The sequence below is a fragment of the Streptomyces xantholiticus genome (assembly GCF_014651015.1).
GTDB classification, from domain to species: Bacteria; Actinomycetota; Actinomycetes; order Streptomycetales; family Streptomycetaceae; genus Streptomyces; species Streptomyces xantholiticus.
Window position 1 is genome coordinate 12,306 of sequence record NZ_BMWB01000003.1, and the last position, 18,222, is coordinate 30,527.

Annotated in this window: 14 protein-coding genes and 1 pseudogene; 8 read left to right on the forward strand and 7 right to left on the reverse strand. The window is 71.4% G+C overall.

Annotation, left to right across the window (positions count from 1 at the left end):
• The first annotated feature begins 32 nt into the window (after positions 1–32).
• Positions 33–767, forward strand: coding sequence for a class I SAM-dependent methyltransferase (locus IE198_RS06720; protein ID WP_189883760.1), 735 nt, complete (start codon positions 33–35; stop codon positions 765–767).
• On the forward strand, positions 764–1,843 hold the full coding sequence (locus IE198_RS06725) for a prenyltransferase/squalene oxidase repeat-containing protein (RefSeq protein ID WP_189883761.1): 1,080 nt from the start codon (positions 764–766) through the stop codon (positions 1,841–1,843). The genes IE198_RS06720 and IE198_RS06725 overlap by 4 nt, the downstream gene beginning before the upstream one ends.
• A 282-nt stretch (positions 1,844–2,125) precedes the next feature.
• Here the strand turns inward: IE198_RS06725 and IE198_RS06730 are convergent, their stop codons facing one another.
• From IE198_RS06730 to IE198_RS06750, 5 genes are all read right to left on the reverse strand, one after another.
• Complete coding sequence (locus IE198_RS06730) at positions 2,126–2,416, reverse strand: hypothetical protein (RefSeq protein WP_189883762.1); 291 nt, start codon at positions 2,414–2,416, stop codon at positions 2,126–2,128.
• A gap of 96 nt (positions 2,417–2,512) precedes the next feature.
• The gene (locus IE198_RS06735) at positions 2,513–3,523 is read right to left on the reverse strand and encodes an LLM class F420-dependent oxidoreductase (protein WP_189883763.1); all 1,011 of its coding nucleotides are present in this window, start codon (positions 3,521–3,523) and stop codon (positions 2,513–2,515) included.
• A 102-nt stretch (positions 3,524–3,625) separates the two neighbouring features.
• Positions 3,626–4,462, reverse strand: a complete 837-nt coding sequence (locus IE198_RS06740) for a hypothetical protein (RefSeq protein WP_189883764.1) — start codon at positions 4,460–4,462, stop codon at positions 3,626–3,628.
• A gap of 148 nt (positions 4,463–4,610) precedes the next feature.
• Positions 4,611–5,564 (reverse strand): N-acetylmuramoyl-L-alanine amidase, encoded by a 954-nt coding sequence (locus tag IE198_RS06745; protein ID WP_189883765.1) that lies wholly within the window; start codon positions 5,562–5,564, stop codon positions 4,611–4,613.
• A 33-nt stretch (positions 5,565–5,597) separates the two neighbouring features.
• Positions 5,598–6,251 (reverse strand): class I SAM-dependent methyltransferase, encoded by a 654-nt coding sequence (locus IE198_RS06750; RefSeq protein WP_189883766.1) that lies wholly within the window; start codon positions 6,249–6,251, stop codon positions 5,598–5,600.
• 309 nt (positions 6,252–6,560) lie between these two features.
• Between IE198_RS06750 and IE198_RS06755 the strand changes: the two genes are divergently transcribed.
• Both IE198_RS06755 and IE198_RS06760 read left to right on the forward strand, forming a co-directional pair.
• A complete protein-coding gene (locus IE198_RS06755) occupies positions 6,561–7,751 on the forward strand; it encodes a lipid-transfer protein (protein ID WP_189883768.1) in 1,191 nt (396 codons plus the stop codon).
• A gap of 72 nt (positions 7,752–7,823) precedes the next feature.
• Positions 7,824–9,260: an MFS transporter gene (locus tag IE198_RS06760; RefSeq protein ID WP_189883770.1), complete on the forward strand. Its 1,437-nt coding sequence runs from the start codon at positions 7,824–7,826 to the stop codon at positions 9,258–9,260.
• A gap of 78 nt (positions 9,261–9,338) precedes the next feature.
• Here the strand turns inward: IE198_RS06760 and IE198_RS35000 are convergent, their stop codons facing one another.
• On the reverse strand, positions 9,339–10,127 hold the full coding sequence (locus tag IE198_RS35000) for a carbonic anhydrase (protein WP_308426794.1): 789 nt from the start codon (positions 10,125–10,127) through the stop codon (positions 9,339–9,341).
• Positions 10,128–10,411: 284 nt separating this feature from the next.
• Positions 10,412–10,888, reverse strand: a pseudogene (locus IE198_RS06770) (response regulator); the annotation flags it as partial.
• A gap of 491 nt (positions 10,889–11,379) precedes the next feature.
• On the opposite strand from IE198_RS06770, the gene chsH3 reads away from it, so the two are divergent.
• The 4 genes from chsH3 to IE198_RS06790 all read left to right on the forward strand — a co-directional run bounded on the left by chsH3 (position 11,380) and on the right by IE198_RS06790 (position 18,197).
• Entirely contained in the window at positions 11,380–12,237 is an 858-nt protein-coding gene (chsH3, locus tag IE198_RS06775; RefSeq protein ID WP_189883776.1) for an enoyl-CoA hydratase ChsH3, read from the forward strand.
• A gap of 22 nt (positions 12,238–12,259) precedes the next feature.
• Positions 12,260–13,336, forward strand: coding sequence for a Zn-dependent alcohol dehydrogenase (locus IE198_RS06780; RefSeq protein WP_189883779.1), 1,077 nt, complete (start codon positions 12,260–12,262; stop codon positions 13,334–13,336).
• A gap of 11 nt (positions 13,337–13,347) precedes the next feature.
• Positions 13,348–14,319, forward strand: a complete 972-nt coding sequence (locus IE198_RS06785; protein WP_189883781.1) for a 3-oxoacyl-ACP reductase — start codon at positions 13,348–13,350, stop codon at positions 14,317–14,319.
• A gap of 290 nt (positions 14,320–14,609) precedes the next feature.
• Positions 14,610–18,197, forward strand: coding sequence for a LamG domain-containing protein (locus IE198_RS06790; RefSeq protein WP_229833780.1), 3,588 nt, complete (start codon positions 14,610–14,612; stop codon positions 18,195–18,197).
• Positions 18,198–18,222: the final 25 nt, after the last annotated feature.

Genomic DNA, 18,222 nt, shown 5'->3' on the forward strand with positions numbered 1-18,222 from the left:
GCCCCGCCCGCCCGCAGGAAGGCAGACCCCCCGTGCTGACCGTCGACTTCTCCCGTTTCCCGCTCGCCCCGGGCGACCGTGTGCTCGATCTGGGCTGCGGTGCAGGCCGGCACGCGTTCGAGTGCTACCGGCGCGGCGCCCAGGTCGTGGCCCTGGACCAGAACGGCGAGGAGATCCGCGAGGTCGCGAAGTGGTTCGCCGCGATGAAGGAGGCCGGCGAGGCGCCGGCGGGCGCGACGGCCACCGCGATGGAGGGCGACGCGCTCAACCTGCCCTTCCCCGACGAGTCGTTCGACGTGGTCATCATCTCCGAGGTGATGGAGCACATCCCCGACGACAAGGGCGTGCTCGCCGAGATGGTCCGCGTCCTGAGGCCCGGCGGCCGTATCGCCGTCACCGTGCCGCGCTACGGCCCCGAGAAGATCTGCTGGGCGCTCAGCGACGCCTACCACGAGGTCGAGGGCGGGCACATCCGCATCTACCGGGCCGATGAACTGCTCGCCAAGATGAAGCAGGCGGGCCTGAGGCCCTACGGGACCCACCACGCGCACGCACTGCACTCGCCGTACTGGTGGCTCAAGTGCGCCTTCGGCGTCGACAACGACAAGGCCCTGCCGGTCAAGGCGTACCACAAGCTCCTGGTCTGGGACATCATGAAGAAGCCGCTGGCCACCCGGATCGCCGAGCAGGCGCTGAACCCGCTGATCGGCAAGAGCTTCGTGGCGTACGCGACCAAGCCGCACCTTCCCGTGGACGCCGCACAGTGACGTCGCCCGGACGTACAGAGCACCTTGTCCTGCCCGGAGTCCTCAGCGCCGAGCAGGCAGCGGAGACCGTCGCCGGGATCCTCACCGCGCAGCGCTCCGACGGCGCGATCCCGTGGTTCCGGGGCCACCACCTCGACCCGTGGGACCACACCGAAGCCGCCATGGCACTCGACGCCGCCGGTGAACACGACGCCGCGGCCCGTGCGTACGAGTGGCTGGCCAGGCACCAGAACGGCGACGGCTCCTGGTACGCCGCCTACCACGACGGCGACGCGGACGCCGTGACCGACCACGGCCGCGAGACCAACTTCTGCGCCTACATCGCGGTCGGGGTGTGGCACCACTACCTCGCCACCGGCGACGAGGTCTTCCTCGACCGGATGTGGCCCGTGGTGTACGCGGCGATCGAGTTCGTCCTCGCCCTGCAACAGCCCGGCGGGCAGATCGGCTGGAAGCGCGAGCCGGACGGGACGGCGGTGAACGAGGCGCTGCTGACCGGCAGTTCCTCCATCCACCACGCGCTGCGCTGCGCGCTGGCCGTGGCGGAGGAACGCGAGGAGCCCCAGCCGGACTGGGAACTCGCGGCGGGCGCACTGGCCCACGCCATCCGCCACCACCCCGAGCACTTCCTCGACAAGGACCGCTACTCCATGGACTGGTACTACCCGGTCCTGGGCGGCGCGGTGACCGGACCGGAGGCCAAGGCCCGTATCGACTCCCGCTGGGACGAGTTCGTGGTCCCGGACCTCGGAGTGCGGTGCGTACTGCCGAACCCGTGGGTCACGGGCGGCGAGAGCTGCGAACTGGCGCTGGCGCTCTGGGCGATGGGCGAGTCCGACCGCGCCCTGGAGATCCTCCAGTCCATACAGCACATGCGGGCCGAGAACGGCCTGTACTGGACGGGCTACGTCTTCGAAGGCGAACGCGCGGTGTGGCCGGAGGAACTGACCACGTGGACGGCGGGCTCGCTGCTGCTGGCGGTGGCCGCGCTGGGGGGCGACGAGGCGACGACGGCGGTGTTCGGGGGCGAGCGTCTGCCGACGGGGCTGGCGCCGGACTGCTGCGGGGTCCGCTGACGTGGACGTGCCGGGAGCGGAGCCGTCCGCTGCGACGGTCCTGTTCCCCGCGCCGGGGCGGGCCCCGGGCCCCGACTTCGCGCGGCGAAATCCAGCCCCGCCGGCGATTGGGGGCGCGAGGGTGCGGGGGCGGAGCCCCCGTAGGACGGGTCCGGGCAGAGCCCGGTTTCGGGATGGGGCGGGGTGGGAGAGAGCTCGCCGCAGGCGCCGGGCCACGCCCAGCGCGGTGAACGGGTCCGGGCCAGGACCCGGTCCGCAACCGGGGCGATCCCGGCGCCGGCGTCAGCGGCGCCGGAGCGCGCCCGCCGCCGCGTGGCCCACGAAGAGGTAGACGACTGCCGCCAGGCCGTAGCCCGACACCACCCGCGCCCACTCCGTGTCGAACGTGAACAGGTCGTGCGACCAGCCCGCCAGCCACCGGGCACTCTCGCGGACGAACTCCACGAGGTCGTTCGCACGGTTGGCGTCCAGCAGGTACATCAGGATCCACAGGCCGATGACGAAGGCCATGACGTCCGCGACGACGGCGATGATCCTCGCCGCGGTAGTGGTGTTGCTCGCGCGTGTTGTCATGCACGGCGTCTTGCCGCTTGTGCGTCTGTGAAACCCCTCCGGGCTCGTCCAAGTGGGCGAGAAGGTGCCGCCGGTGCCCGAACACGGCGGCTGAGCCTAGGCGTTCAGCTCGGCCAGCACCCGCAGCGTATGCGGGTCCGGCGCGGTGACCAGCAGGTCGGTGACCGGTCCGGTCCGCCACAGCTCCAGCCGTTCCGCGATGCGCCTTTGCGGGCCGACGAGTGAGATCTCGTCCGCGAAGGCGTCGGGCACCGCGAGTACGGCCTCCTCCCTGCGGCCCGCCAGGAAGAGTTCCCGGATCCGGTGGGCGTCCGCCTCGAAGCCCATCCTGGCCATCAGTCCGGCATGGAAGTTACGGGCCGCGTGGCCCATGCCACCGATGTAGAAGCCGAGCATCGCCTTGACCGGCAGCAGGCCCTCCGCGATGTCGTCGCAGACCTGCGCACGAGCCATCGGTGCGACCATGAAGCCTTCGGGGAGGTCCGCGAGGGACGCCTTGTACACGTCCGTCCGCAGCGGGGACCAGTACAGCGGCAGCCAGCCGTCGGCGATACGGGTCGTCTGCGCGATGTTCTTCGGTCCCTCCGCGCCGAGGAGCAGCGGCAGGTCGGCCCGGAGCGGGTGGGTGATGGGCTTGAGAGGCTTACCGGTGCCCGTGCCGTCGTCGCCCCCGTACGGGTGGGAGTGGAAGCGCCCCGCCAGCGTCACCGGCCCCTTGCGGGCCAGGACTTGGCGGACGACGTCGACGTACTCGCGCGTCGCGGTGAGCGGGCTCCTGGGGAACGGGCGGCCGTACCAGCCCTCCACCACCTGCGGTCCCGACAGGCCGAGCCCGAGCATCATCCGGCCGCCGGAGAGGTGGTCCAGGGTGAGCGCGTGCATCGCCGTCGCCGTCGGCGTGCGGGCGGCCATCTGCGCCACCGCCGTGCCCAGCCGTATCCGGGACGTGTGTGCCGCGATCCAGGTGAGCGGGGTGAACGCGTCGGACCCCCACGCCTCCGCCGTCCACACGGAGTTGTAGCCGAGCCGCTCGGCCTCGCGGGCCAGTTCGAGATGGCCGGGGGCGGGGCCGCGGCCCCAGTAGCCGAGGGCGAGTCCGAGTCGCATACCGGGACGTCCTTCCCGAGGGCCGCTTCTGACGGAGCGTCAGAGTATGGCAACGGCCCCCCGCCCGGAAGGGCGAGGGGCCGTGCGGTGCTTCGAGAAGGATCAGCCGCGCTGGATGCCCGTGGTGTCCTGCAGGACACCACGACGGCCGTCCTGCGTCTGGGCCACCAGGCCCGGACCGCGCTGCTCGACCGCCAGGTACCAGGTACCGGGCGCCAGTTCGGCGATCGGCGTCGGCGAACCGTCCTCGCCGTACAGCGGGCGGGCCACCGGAACGGCGAACCAGAACGGGGTGAAGTCCGACGCCCCGCCGCCCTGGGAGGCGTCGGCGGGAACCGCGGCGGCCGGCTGACCGGCGGCATGCGGCTGCGGCGCGTTCTGCTGGGCGCCGTAGGGCTGCGGCTGACCCGGCTGGCCGCCGTACGACGGCTGCTGGGCGCCCGCGCCCGGGTAGCCGTAACCACCCTGCGGCTGGGGCTGCATGCCGTACGGCTGGCCGGCGCCCGGGCTCGGGGCGCCGACGAGCGGAGCCTTCAGCGCCGGGACCAGCGGGGTGGCGATGGCGCCACCCGCGAGGGCGATCGTGCCGAGCAGGCCGAGGATGGCGCCCGCGCCCGCGCTGTTCATGTCGATGATCGTCCAGAACATCGTCCACAGCGCGAAGACGGTGAGCGCCACACCGAACTGGCCGAGCTCGATGCCGGCGACCTTGCGGCCCGGCACGCCGCGGCTGAGGATCAACAGCGCGGCGCCGATGATGCCGGCGATGTAGATGGACATCACCGTGGGAAGCGAGTCCCAGGCGTTCACCTCGGCGCTGGAGCAGTCGACCCCGCTGGGGCAGTCGACGCTGATGAAGCTGAGGAACGAGGCGATGAACAGCACCACCGCTGCTCCGATCACCACGCCGTCGCCTCGAGTGAGGGAGCGGATGTTCACGTAAGAATCCTTAGTCGTCGTCTCATCATCGGGGCGGGCCTCGCCGCCGCCTGGTCGGCGGTGCGCTGACGCGGAGCTCGGGGGTGACTCCCCATCGTAGAGGTGAATCTATCGTCTGCCGGTTCCGGACGTCCGCCCGGTATCGCACTCACCGTTGGAGGTAGCTGCCGATGCCGTCCGCCATTCCCTGGGCCGCCTTCTGCCGCCAGCTCGGGCTGGTGAGCAGAGCGACGTCCTCAGGATCCCGCATATTGCCGCATTCGATGAAGACTTTGGGCACGGTCGAGAGGTTGAGCCCGCCCAGATCGTCCCGTACGTCCAGTCCGGTGCCGCCCCCCACGTAGTTGGAGGGGGAACTTCCGGTGGCGCGAAGGAACTTGCCGGCGATCCGTTCGCCGAGCTCACGTGAAGGACCCACGATCTGGGAGGTGTCGGCCGCGCCCGCCCTGACCCGGGCGGGCAGGATCACATGGAATCCGCGGTTGCCGACCGCCGACCCGTCCGCGTGGATCGAGACGACGGCGTCGGCTCTTGCTTCGTTGCCGAATCGTGCCCGTTCGTCGATGCACGGACCGAACGGACGATCGGCGTCCTGGGTGAATTCGACCTTCGCGCCCTGCTTTTCGAGCAGGGTGCGAAGACGTCGTGAAACATCGAGGGTGAAATCGGCTTCCCGGTATCCGGCGTCGGTCGCCGTGCCTGTGGTGTCGCATTCCTTGCGGTTGGTGCCGATGTCGACCTGCTTGTTGATCTCGCGGGTGTGCGAGAAATTTCCGGGGTTGTGTCCCGGGTCCACGACGACGATCTTCCCCGAGAGCGGTCCCGTCCTCTCGGCCGGCGACTCGTCGGGGTCGGGGGAGGAGGCGGGGGAGGAGTCGGGCGGTGCGAGGGTCCGGGACCGGCCGGGGGCCGGGGAGTCGCCCGGCTTGCCCGCCGTCGCGGCGGATCCCGCGCGAGCGTCGCCGCCGGAACCGTCCGCCTGCCATACCAGCCAGCCGCCCACACCGCCCACGACCAGCCCCGCGCCCGCGACGACGGCGACGAGGCCGCGCCGGGAACGGCGCGGCCGGGGGTCGTGGTGCTGGTTCTCGTCGTACGACACGCTCGCGATGCTAGCGGTCGCGCGGCCCGGGACTCAGATGCCGGGGCCCGTGCGTCGCAGGACGCGGAGGGAGCCCGTGGCGGAGACCTCGGTGAAGGCGCCCGAGGCCAGGGCGCGGAGGTGGATGCGGTACGGGGCCTGGCCGGTCCATTCGTCGACCGGGTCGGGGAAGACGTCGTGGATCACGAGCAGGCCGCCCTCCGCGACGTGCGGGGCCCAGCCCTCGTAGTCGTTCGTCGCGTGCTCGTCGGTGTGGCCGCCGTCGATGAAGACCAGACCGGCCGGCCCGCCCCACACCTTCGCCACCTGCGACGACCTGCCCACGACCGCGATGACGTGGTCTTCCAGGCCTGCCTTGTGCAGAGTGCGGCGGAAGGTGGGAAGCGTGTCCATCAGCCCGATCTCGGGGTCGACCGTCTCCGGGTCGTGGTAGTCCCAGCCGGGCTGCTGTTCCTCGCTGCCCCGGTGGTGGTCCACGGTCACGGCGACCGTGCCGGCCTGGCGGGCCGCGTCCGCCAGCAGGATCGTCGAGCGCCCGCAGTACGTGCCCACCTCCAGCAACGGCAGCCCGAGCGCGCCCGCCTCTGCGGCGGCCGCGTACAGGGCGAGGCCCTCGTTCACGGGCATGAACCCCTTGGCGGCCTCGAAGGCGGCGAGGGTCTCCGGCTTGGGGGTGGCGGCGGGCATCGGGTCCTCCCGGTAGGGCGTACGGAGGCGTACAGGGGGCGTACGGATGGGGAGGCCATCGTGCCCTACGCGCCGGTAGCTCCCCCGGGGGCAGGCACGGAGCGTGATGCACATCACCGGCCTCCGGTTCCGCTCGGCGACATGGGTGCGCCTCCACAGCCTCCACCCCTCTGCGTCGCCCCCGACCACTACGGCCCCGTCCCGGTCGCCGGAGAGAAGAGGCCGGACTCGACCGGCGCGGTCCTGACCTACCGTCAGGTGAGAACCTGTTCTACTCTTCTGCTCCTGTCGGACCGGGAGGGACGGACCATGAAGGCGTACGTCGTCGGCGTCGGCACCACCAAGTTCGAGAAGCCCGAGACACGCGTGTGGCAGTACTGGGACATGGCACGGGAGGCCGGTTCCGCCGCGCTCGCCGACGCGGGCGTCGCCTACGAACAGGTGCAGCAGGTGCCCGTCGGGTACTGCTTCCAGGCCTCCACCGCGGGACAGCGGGCGGCGTACGAGCTGGGGCTCACCGGCGTGCCCGTCTACAACGTCAACAACAACTGCGCGACCGGCGCGACGGCCCTGATGCTGGCCCGGCAGTTCGTCGAGGGCGGTGCGAGCGACTGCGTACTGGCGCTGGGCTTCGAGAAGATGAGCCGCGGCGCGCTCGGCGCCGGGGCGGGGCAGGGCGACTTCGCGACCTCGCCCGTCGCCCGTCACTACGGCGTCATGGCCGCGCGGCACGGCTTCGCCCAGTCCCCGCCCACCGCCCAGATCTTCGGCAATGCGGCACGCGAACACATGGAGCGGTACGGCACGACGCAGGCGCAGCTCGCCGCCGTCGCCGCCAAGAACCACCGGCACTCGGCGGCCAACCCCGACGCCCAGTTCCAGGACGTGTACTGCGTCGACGAGGTCCTCGCCGCCAAGCCGGTCCATCCCCCGCTGACCAGGCTCCAGTGCTCACCCACCTCCGACGGCGCGGCCGCCGCCCTCGTCGTCTCCGAACGCTTCGTCGTGCAGCACGGACTGCACGGCAGAGCGGTCGAGATCGCCGCGCAGGCGATGACCACCGACACCGAGGAGTCCTTCGGCTCCGGCTCGTGCATCGATGCCGTCGGCAGACCGATGTCCCGCGCCGCGGCGCGGGCGGTCTACGAGAGGTCGGGGCTCGGCATCGAGGACGTGGACGTCGTCGAGTTGCACGACTGCTTCTCGATCAACGAGCTGCTGACGTACGAGGCGCTGGGCATGTGCCCCGAAGGGGAGTCCGGCAAGCTCGTCGAGAGCGGCGCCACGACCTACGGAGGGCGGTGGGTGGTCAACCCGTCCGGCGGCCTCATCTCCAAGGGGCATCCGCTGGGCGCGACCGGGCTCGCCCAGGCGGCCGAGCTGGTGCGGCAGTTGCGCGGGGAGGCGGGGGCCCGCCAGGTCGACGGCGCCCGCACCGGAATGGCGCACAACATCGGACTGGGCGGTGCGGCTGTGGTGACGCTGCTGCGGAGGACCTAGGACCGCAGGGTCCGAGCGGCTACGCCGAAATCAGCATGTACGGACCACGTGGTGGCTGCGACCATGACACGCATGGTCCACCCCGCACCGAAGACCCAAGAGCCGGTACTGCCCGCACCCGTCACACCGTCCCCGCGCGCCTGGGTGGTGATCGCTGCCGCGTGCGCCGGCCAGTTCCTCGTCGTGCTCGACGTGTCCGTCGTCAACGTGGCGCTTCCCTCGATGCGCGCGGACCTGACGCTCTCGCCGACCGGGCTGCAATGGGTGCTCAACGCGTACTCGATCGCGTTCGCCGGGTTCATGCTCCTCGGCGGCCGGGCGGCCGACATGTTCGGACGCAAGCTGATGTTCCTCCTCGGACTCGGCCTGTTCACCGCCGCGTCCGTCGCCGGCGGACTGGCCCAGGAGGGCTGGCAGTTGCTGGTGGCGCGTGGTGTGCAGGGGCTCGGCGCGGCCGTGCTGGCGCCCGCGACCCTGACCATCATCACCGCCGCTGTGCCGTCCGGCCCGGCCCGCACCCGCGCCATCGCCACCTGGACGGCCGTCGGCGCGGCGGGAGGTGCGGCCGGCGGGCTCGTCGGCGGAGTGCTGACCGACCTGCTGTCCTGGCGCTGGGTCCTGCTGATCAACGTCCCCGTCGGTGTGCTGGTGCTGGCGGCCGCCGCCCTGTGGCTGACCGAGAGCCGGACCGGTGGGAGCCGCCGGCTCGACCTGCCCGGCGCGGTCCTCGCGACCGGCGGCCTGGCCGCGGTCGCCTACGGCATCGTGCAGACGGAGGAGGCGGGGTGGGGCGAGGCCGTGACGCTGCTGCCGCTGCTCGGCGGACTCGGGCTGCTCGGCGCGTTCGTAGCGGTGGAGGCCCGGGCGAAGGCCCCGCTCATGCCGCTGAAGGTGTTCCGCTCACGGGCGGTCTCGGCCGCCAACGTGGCCATGCTGGTGACCGGTTCGGCCTCGTTCGCCATGTGGTTCTTCATGACCGTCTACGCCCAGAACGTCCTCGGCTACACGCCCCTGGAGGCAGGGCTCGCCCTCATCCCCAGCTCGGTCAGCGTCATCGTCGGCTCCAAGCTCGCACCGCCGCTGATGGCCATGGGCGGCGCACGAGCCGTCGCCGTACTCGGCGCGCTGATCGCCGCGACCGGCTTCGGCTGGCAGTCCACGATGGGCGCCCACGGCGAGTACCTCACGGCGATCGCGGGCCCCGGCGTCCTGATGATGGCCGGCATCGGCCTGGTCGCCACCCCGCTCGCCTCCCTCGCGACCTCCGGTGCCGCCCCCGACGACGCGGGACTGGTGTCCGGCCTGATCAACACCTCCCGCACCATGGGCGGCGCCCTGGGCCTGGCGATCCTGTCCACGGTCGCGGCCTCCCGCTCCGGCGGCGCGACCGACCCGGAGTCGCTGACGGCCGGTTACGCGCTGGCGTTCCGCACGGGGACGGGGGTGCTCCTCGCTGCCGCGGTGCTCATGCTGCTGTGGCTGCCGCGTCCCACCGCGGACCGGGCGTAGCGACTGCGAGCCACGCCTCGGCGGGCGGTCCGGTGACCCGCCACCGACCTGATGACGCCCGTTCGCTCGTCCGACCGGTCAGGAGGGCGCGCCGGCCAGGACTTCCACCTTGCCGGTGTCGAGCGAGTAGTAGGCGCCGACCACGGCAAGAGCGCCCTTTCCCACGAGTGGGGCCAGGTCCTGGTTGGAGCGCAGATCGGCCGCGGTCAACTTGACCTGGGCGCGGGCCATGGTCTCGACCGGGTCGCCGCCACCCTCCCGGACTGCCTGCTCGTACGCCGGCTGCAGGGCCTTGACGATCGCCTGCAGGTTGCCGGGCAGCGGTTTGTCGTCACGAAGGGACTTGTACGCCGCCTCGACGGCGCCGCAGCGCTGATGCCCGAGGACCACGATGAGGGGGGTGTCACTCGTCATGGGCCCGTACTCGACAGAACCAGTGACCACCGGGCCGACCGCCTCGCCACCCGTGCGCATCACGTAAAGGGCACCCAGGCCCGTGTCGAAGAGGAGCTCAGGCGGCACTCGGGAGTCGATACACGAGAGGATCGCCCCAAAAGGCTCCTGCTGCTGGGCCACGAGCTGACGCCGGTTCGGATCCCGGTCGGGGTGTTGAAGGTCTCCGCTCACCCAGCGCTTGTTGCCTTCCATCAACCTCGCGAATGCCGCGGCGGGCGTGGTTGGCCGCGTTTCCGGCGAAGCGCCGGTCGCCGGCGAGGCGGCCCTCGTCGATGAGCACCCCGCAAGCGCGGCCATGGCGCTCACAAGTCCGCCGGCAAGCAGCGCTCTACGATCCGGGCGTCCGGCTCTGTCCATCGGTCGTTCCCCTCGATGCGGCTCAGGCACGTCCCTGCGGTTTGACCAGGCCATTGTTCAGCGTGGTGGGGGTGCCCCGGCCGCAGGCGCAAGCGGGCGCGGGCCACATTGCCGCGGACGGCCCACAGAACCGGCTCGGGCGGCGGCGTGGACCCTTGATGCCGAGACCGGCCGTGCCCGCGTGGAGTGCCGACGGCCGGGTGCTGTCCGTTCTCGTGAACATCGACGTCGACCCGCTGCGGGTGCCGCCTCCCGAGACGATGAACAACAGCTGTCGGAACTCGCGAACAAAGCCCCCCGGTCGACCGACGCTTTCAGTACGTCCCCTTACCCGGCACGTCCCGTTCCCCCGCGCTGAGCGGGTTCGGACCGTCCCCGAGCGCCACCGCGGCCAGCGCGGGGTCGATGACCGTCTCGCCGGTCAGGACCCGCCGGATCGCCTGCGCCAGTTCCTCCACCGGCCCGTCCTTGACGAGGAAGCCGGCCGCCCCCGCCTCCATGGCCCGCCGCAGACAGCCCGGCCTGCCGTAGGTGGTGAGGATCAGCACCCGGCAGTCCGGGACCTCCCGCGCCAGGTCGGCGGCCGCGTCCAGGCCGCTGCGGCCCGGCAGTTCGACGTCCAGCAGGGCCACGTCCGGCCGCCGGGCCAGTGCCGCGTCCACGATCTCGTCGCCGTGCCCCACCTGTGCGACGACATCGAGGTCCGGCTCCATGCCCAGCAGCAGCGCGAGCGCGCCCCGCACCATGTCCTGGTCCCCGGCGAGCAGTACCCGTACCGACTTGGCGGGTCTGTGCTCGCGGGGCATTTCGTTCATGCGCTCAGGTTACGACCGGGACCGGCAACTCGCCGGTCACGCCGAACCCGCCCTGCGGCCCCGGCCCCGACTCGAGCGTGCCGCCCGCCGCGGCGAGCCGTTCCGCACGGCCGCGCAGACCGCTACCGGGCACGTCCGACGGGTCGGGGCCGCGGCCGTCGCCCGTGACGGCCGGGGCGGGCGTGCTCCGTGTGTCCGGTCGGGGCGATGTCGCGGGGCGAAGCTCCGGAGTGGCGTACGGCGCCGGTCTTCGACTCCGGGACCATCCGAATCGGCAGCGCTTCCGCCGTCGGCTCCGCAGCGGGACGGGTCCAACCTGACATGCCGTCAGCAGTCTTCACAACGTCAGGGGGCCGCGCTATACATGGAGGCTCATCGGCCTAGAACGCGTTCTAGAACGGGCTCGCCCGGCCGGTCCCTCACGACCTCGGTGCGGCCGACGGTGCGGACGGCCGTACCGAGGTCTCCACTCCTCGAGGAGCAGCAGCCCCATGCCCATTGATGCCACCAGGGCCGTCGCCGCGGAGCCCCGTTCCACCACCCTCGCCTGGGACCACAAGGACATCCAGCTCTACCACCTCGGCCTCGGCGCCGGCCGCCCCGCGACAGACCCCGACGAGCTGCGCTACACCCTTGAGTCCCGGCTGCACGTGCTGCCGAGCTTCGCCACCGTCGCCGGGGCCGGCATGGGCGTCGTCGGCGGACTCTCCGCGCCCGGCCTCGACATCGAGCTCGCCTCCGTGCTCCACGGCAGCCAGCGCGTCGAACTGCACCGCCCGATCCCGGTCAAGGGCACGGCCACCTCCACCTCGCGCGTCGCCGCCGTGTACGACAAGGGCAAGGCCGCGATCCTCGTCCTGCGCACCGAGGCGGCCGACGACGACGGACCGCTGTGGACGAGCGACGCCCAGCTCTTCGTACGCGGCGAAGGCGGCTTCGGCGGGGAACGCGGCCCGTCCGAGCGGCTGGAGCTGCCGGAGCGCGCGCCGGACCGGACCGTCGAGCGCGCCGTCCGCGAGGACGCGGCGCTCCTCCACCGGCTCTCCGGCGACTGGAACCCGCTGCACGCCGACCCGGAGTTCGCCAAGCTCGCCGGCTTCGACCGGCCCATCCTGCACGGCCTGTGCACATACGGCATGACGCTCAAAGCGGTCGTCGACACACTCCTCGGCGGGGACGTCACCAAGGTCCGCTCGTACGGCGCACGCTTCGCCGGCGTGGTCTTCCCCGGCGAGACGCTCCGGATCCGGATGTGGTCGGGCGACGGGGGCCGTGTCCAGGTGACGGTGACCGCCGCGGATCGGGACGACGCCCCCGTGCTCGCCGACACCCTCGTAGAGACCAAGTGACAGCCTGCTGAAGGGACCCGTCATGCGCGCAGCCGTAGTGCACGAGATCGGCCAGGACAAACTCGAAGTCCTCGACGACGTCGAGGCAGTGGGCTTCGGCCCCGGCAAGGTGCGGATACGGATCCGGGCCACCGGGCTGTGCCACTCCGACGTCTCCGCGATGAACGGCGTGCTGCCGCAGCCCGCGCCCTTCGTCCCCGGCCACGAGGGCGCTGGCGAGATCCTCGACGTCGGCGACGGCGTCAGCCGTCTCGCCGCCGGCGATCGGGTGCTGATGTGCTGGCTTCCCGCGTGCGGCGGCTGCGCCGCCTGCCGGCGCGGCCAGGGCCATCTGTGCCTGGCCGGGTTCATGAACGCCGGCACGCCCAGCTTCCGCCGTCCCGGCGGCGACGTCTTCGGCTTCGCCGGCACCGGCACCTTCACCGAGGAGGTCGTCGTCGACGCCGGCTGCGCCGTGCCGATCCCCGACGACGTGCCCTTCGACATCGCCGCGCTCATCGGCTGCGGGGTCACCACCGGACTCGGCGCGGCCATCAACACCGCGAAGGTGGAGGCCGGTTCGTCCGTCGCCGTCATCGGCTGCGGCGGCGTCGGCATCTCCGCGATCCAGGGTGCCAAGCTCCAGGGCGCCGCACAGATCGTCGCCGTCGACCCGGTGGAGTCCAGGCGGGAGGCGGCCCTGCGATTCGGCGCGACGGAGGCGGTGGCGCCCGACCGGCTCGCCGACGCCAAGCAGCGGATCACCGCGGGCGAGGGCTTCGACTACGTCTTCGAGGTCGTCGGTAAATCCGCGACGGCCCGCACGGCCTACGAGACGACCCGGCGCGGCGGGACGCTGTGCGTCGTCGGCGCCGGCGCGATGGACGATCACCTGCGGCTCAACATGTTCGAGCTGTTCTTCGACGAGAAGCGCATCCTGCCGTCCATGTACGGCGGCGGGGACGTACTGCGCTCCTACGAGCGGGCCATCGCCCTGTGGCGGGCCGGCCGGATCGACCTGGCAGGCCTCATCACCCACCGGGTGCCGCTCGCCGGGATCAACGACGCGCTCGCGCAGATGCGCAGTGGCGAGGCCCTGCGTACCTGCATCGAGCTGTGAGGAGATCCGCCATGTCCCTCGCTCTCGAAGGCCGGAGCGCGATCGTCACGGGCGCGGGCCGGGGACTCGGCCGGGCCGAGGCCCTGGAACTCGCCCGGCTCGGCGCGGCCGTCGTCGTCAACGACTACGAGCAGCCCGGGCCCGGGGGCACCTCCAGCGCCGAAGGCCTTCGGCAAGGCTCGGGTTCCCCGTCCGGCGGGCCCGCCGAGTCCGTCGCCGCGGAGATCCGCGCGGCGGGCGGCAGCGCCGTGGCCCACCTCGGCGACGTCGCCGACCACGAGTCGGCCCGCGAACTCGTCGACCTGGCGGTGCGCGAGTACGGCAAGCTGGACATCCTCGTCAACAACGCGGGCATCCTGCGCGACCGGATGATCTTCTCGATGAGCGAGGACGAGTGGGACTCGGTGATCCGGGTCCACCTCAAGGGCCACTTCAACACCAGCCACTTCGCGGCCGCGCACTGGCGCTCGCGCGCCAAGGCGGCGGACGGACCGGTCTACGGCCGGATCGTCAACACCTCCTCGGAGGCGTTCCTGGCGGGTTCTGCCGGCCAGCCGAACTACGCCGCCGCCAAAGGCGGAATCGTCGGCCTGACGACGTCGACGGCGCTGGCGCTGGCCAAGTACGGCGTGACGGCGAACGTGATCTGCCCACGGGCGCGGACGAAGATGACCAAGGACGTCTTCGCGGGCTTCCCGCAACCGGGGGAGGGCGCCGTCGACCCCCTCTCCCCGGACCACGTGGCCCCCCTCGTCGGCTACCTCGCCTCACCGGCGGCGGCGAGCGTCAACGGCCGTCTGCTGGTGGTCCACGGCGGCATGGTGGCGGTGATGGAACGGCCGAGGGTGGCGGCGCGGTACGACACGGCGAAGGACCTCTTCACGTACGAGGAGCTGGACGACGCCCTGACCCCGTACTTCGCGAGCCGCCCACCGGGCGAGACGTTCGCCTCCCGAGAGGTCCTGACCCTCCGCCACGCCTAGGCCCTGCCGCAACGCACTTCTCGGTCCCGGTGCACCCTCTCCCCAAGGCGCCGGCGTCGCGGGGGTCTGACGGAGCGACAGATTCCGCGTGAGATCAGGCACTTCGGGTTTTGCCCGACCCGGAACGAATGCTCGAGTTGCCCGATGATGTGGCTCTGGATCATCAACTGCCCTGCGCATAGGGTCACTTCGCTTACTGAATCTTCACGTGATCCTCAGAATGTGAGTACAGCAGAGTGACAAGACGCAGGCACCGCGGAAGAGCGGTGCGGGGGGTAGCGGCAACAGCGGTGGCGCTGCTGACCGCCGGCGGAGTGCTGAACGCGGCACTCTCCGACACATGGGCCGCCACCACGCCCAGCAGCGCCGCCGAGACGCGTGAGACGACGTCGAGCGTTCCCGCCGACGAAGCCGCGCGCGGCAAGGCGTTCTGGCAGGACGACGTCCTGCCGGGCGAGTCGGCAGAGCAGAAGGCCTCCAAGAAGGCGGTGGCCGAGGGCCGGCGGGTCGAGGTCGAGGCGCTGACGAACGAGACCAGCCAGGTCTTCGCCAACAGCGACGGCACGTTCACGGCCGAGTCCTCGCCGGTGCCCGAACGTGTCCGCAAGGGCGGAGCGTGGGTGCCGATCGACACCACGCTCGTGACGCGCTCCGACGGCAGGCTGGTGCCCGAAGCAGCGCAGGACGTGGTGCTGTCCGGGGGCGGCTCCGCCCCTCTGGCCACCATCACGCGCGACGGCAAGACGTACGAACTCGGCTCTCCGTGGAAGCTGCCCACGCCGAAGGTGACGGGCTCGGTGGCCGTCTACGAGTCGGTGCGCCCCGACGTGGACCTCGTGGTGCAGGTCCGTCCGGACGGTTTCACCCAGAACCTCGTGGTCCATTCCCGCAAGGCGGCGACCGACCCGGCACTGGCGGCGATACGTTTCCCCGTCAAGACGTCCGGCCTGTCCGTCAAGACCTCCGAGAACGGCAGTGTGTCCCTGCTGGACGCCCGCGGACACGCGGTGTTCTCCAGCAGCGCCGCACTGATGTGGGACTCCTCGACCGCGCCGGCCGCCCCGTCGGCGGCGCAGCCGTCCGCCCGGACCGCTCAGCGGACGTCCTCCACGGCCACTGCCCGCGCGTCCGACGCCGACCCGGCCGCCGCGGACAACGCAGTGACCCCCGAGCCGGGGTCCAAGACGTCCGTCGCGGACGTGTCCATGGCCAAGGGCGCCCTGTCGCTGACGCCCGACCCCGCCTTCCTGAACGCGGCCGACACCTCCTATCCGATCGTGATCGACCCGCCTGCGGTCAGTGCGACGCTGACCGGCTGGACGACGATCTGGTCCAGCTCGGGCGGTACGTCGTTCTGGCGGACCTCGCACGCCCTGGGCGTGGGCTACGACGCGTACGTGGACAACAAGAAGGCGAAGTCGCTCTTCCAGTTCGACACCCGGAAGGTTGCGGGCAAGAAGATCCTGAACGCGACGTTCACCGCGTACGAGATCTGGTCGGCCAACTGCGAGAAGAGGGACGTCAACCTCTACCGCACCAACCCGATCTCCAGCTCCACCACGTGGACCAACCCGCCGACCGGCTGGTCCTACGTCACCAAGGTGTCGGCGGCCAAGGGCCACTCGTCCAGTTGCCCCGACGGCGACGTGGAGTTCAACGCCACGTCGGCCGTCGCGTACACCGCCAAGGCGAAGTCGACCACGACGACCCTCGGGCTGACGGCCAGCGACACCGACCCCATCGCGTGGAAGCAGTTCATGTCGCCGGCCGACGACCGGGCCACCGCCGCCCGTAAGCCGCGGCTGTCCATCACGTACGTCTCGCCGCCGACCGCCGCGCCGTCCGCGGTGAAGCTGTCCGACCCGAACGTGGCGTGCTCGGCGTCCACCGCTCCGGCGCTGATCCGCGACGCCACGCCCCGCGTGACGGCCACGCCCACGTCCGCGGACGGCGCCAACGCCAGCCTCCGGCCGAACTTCGAGCTGTACGCGGGCTCCAGCACCACCCCGACCAACCTGAGCCCCGACACCTGGACGGCCAGCGGCGTCGCGGGTTCGGACCCGACACCGACGCTGACCAGCGGTACGACCTACAAGTTCCGGGCGCGTACGCAGTACCGGTACACCTGGTCGGGCACCACGAGCTATATGTACGGGCCGTGGTCCTCCTACTGCTACTTCAAGGTGGATACCACGGTCCCGCCCCAGCCCACGGTGAGCTCCGTGGAATATCCGGAATGCGCCGGCATCACGTGCGACGCCTCACCGGAGACGGGAAGCGTCGGGCAGACCGGCACCTTCAAGATCAGCGCGGGCGCGACCGACGTCCGGCGCTACGACATCTGGCTCAACGGCGTTCTGCTGGAGAAGAAGACCTTCACCACCGGCACCGCGAGCTACGAGCGCAAAGTCACCCCGACCAAGCGCCTGACCAACACCCTGCGGGTGCAGACGTTCGACGCCGCGGGCAACCCGAGCGCCAGCAAGGACTACCTGTTCAAGGTGGCCAGGGCGTCCAGCCCAGTCGCGCAGTGGAAGCTGGACGCAACCGGTTTCAACGCGTCCGGCAGCTCCCACCCGCTGACGCTCGGCGGCGGAGCGGCCTGGACCTCCCCGGCACGCCTGGGGTCGGGCCTGAGTCTCGACGGCAGCAGCGGGTACGCGGCGGCCCCGGGCCCGGTGGTGGACACCACAGGCAGCTTCTCCGTCGCGGCGTGGACCAAGCTGGGCTCCCGTGACCAGATCAGCACCGTGGCCAGCCAACAGGGCGCTCAGGTCGGCGCCTTCCAGCTGTACTACTCGTCGTCCTACGACCGCTGGGTGTTCAACCGCTACAGCCAGGACGGCACGAGCCTGGTGCGCGCCATCTCGACCCGCCCGGGTGTCGTCGGCGCCTGGACGCACCTGATGGCCGTATACGACCGCGACGCCCAGCAGATCCGGCTGTACGTCAACGGCAGGCTGGAGGCGACGACGGCGTACACCACCCCGTGGGCGGCGTCCGGTCCGTTCGAGATCGGCCGGATGAAAAGCCCCAGCGGCAGCCTCGGCAGCCACTTCAAGGGAGACCTGGACCACGTCGAGGCGTGGAACCGGGTCGTCTTCCCGGACGAGATGTGGGCCGAGTCCAACCTGGAGAACCCCGAGACGGGCCACCCCCAACCGGCGCTGCTGGCGCACTGGGACATGGACAACGCCTCGGGCACCACGGCTCCCGACGAGTCCGGCCACGGCAACCTGCTCACCCTGGCCTCCGGCGCCGGCTTCACCCTGGCCGACGACCCCGCTCACGGCACCGTGCTGAACCTGCCGGCCACCCAGGCGGGCACAGCCGGCGCGCCGGTGATGCTCGACGAATCCGGCAGCTTCACGGTGGCCGGCTGGGTCAACCTGAACCCCGACGTACTGGAGAACACCGCCGGCGCCCACTCGCCGACCGTGTTCGCCCACCCGGGCCTGCAGCGCAACGCCTTCCGCCTGTGGTACCGGCAGGAAGTCGGTGAAGCGGTCGGTGACTGGAACTTCGGCGTCTACGAGACCGACGTGCTGTCGGGCCCTGCCGCCACCATCACCTCGGAGCAGGTCAATCCACCGGGCAACTGGATCCATGTGGTCGGCGTGTTCGACTCCGCGAACCAGTCGGCCAAGCTGTACCTCGCGGGCGTACGGGAGGGTGTGGAGGACGGCGTCTTCGTCGACAGCATCTTCCAGTCCGACCAGCCCCTGATGGTCGCCGGGGCCCGGCGCCACGACACCGGCGCCTGGGGCAATCGTCTGATGGGGCAGCTCGACGACCTGCGCGTCTACGCCGGTGTCCTGTCCGAGGCGGAGATCACCCGTCTGGCGACCGTGGACGAGCCTCCGGTCGACATCGGCTGACACCCACCCCTTCCCCTGTTCCATC

What these genes read in the sequence shown, in the direction of transcription:
- IE198_RS06730 (WP_189883762.1), bottom strand. Translation starts at nt 2,416, where the DNA reads ATGACAACACGCGCGAGCAACACCACTACCGCGGCGAGGATCATCGCC.
- IE198_RS06735 (WP_189883763.1), bottom strand. Translation starts at nt 3,523, where the DNA reads ATGCGACTCGGACTCGCCCTCGGCTACTGGGGCCGCGGCCCCGCCCCC.
- IE198_RS06750 (WP_189883766.1), bottom strand. Translation starts at nt 6,251, where the DNA reads ATGCCCGCCGCCACCCCCAAGCCGGAGACCCTCGCCGCCTTCGAGGCC.
- IE198_RS06755 (WP_189883768.1), top strand. Translation starts at nt 6,561, where the DNA reads ATGAAGGCGTACGTCGTCGGCGTCGGCACCACCAAGTTCGAGAAGCCC.
- IE198_RS06760 (WP_189883770.1), top strand. Translation starts at nt 7,824, where the DNA reads ATGGTCCACCCCGCACCGAAGACCCAAGAGCCGGTACTGCCCGCACCC.
- IE198_RS35000 (WP_308426794.1), bottom strand. Translation starts at nt 10,127, where the DNA reads ATGGCCTGGTCAAACCGCAGGGACGTGCCTGAGCCGCATCGAGGGGAA.
- chsH3 (WP_189883776.1), top strand. Translation starts at nt 11,380, where the DNA reads ATGCCCATTGATGCCACCAGGGCCGTCGCCGCGGAGCCCCGTTCCACC.
- IE198_RS06780 (WP_189883779.1), top strand. Translation starts at nt 12,260, where the DNA reads ATGCGCGCAGCCGTAGTGCACGAGATCGGCCAGGACAAACTCGAAGTC.
- IE198_RS06785 (WP_189883781.1), top strand. Translation starts at nt 13,348, where the DNA reads ATGTCCCTCGCTCTCGAAGGCCGGAGCGCGATCGTCACGGGCGCGGGC.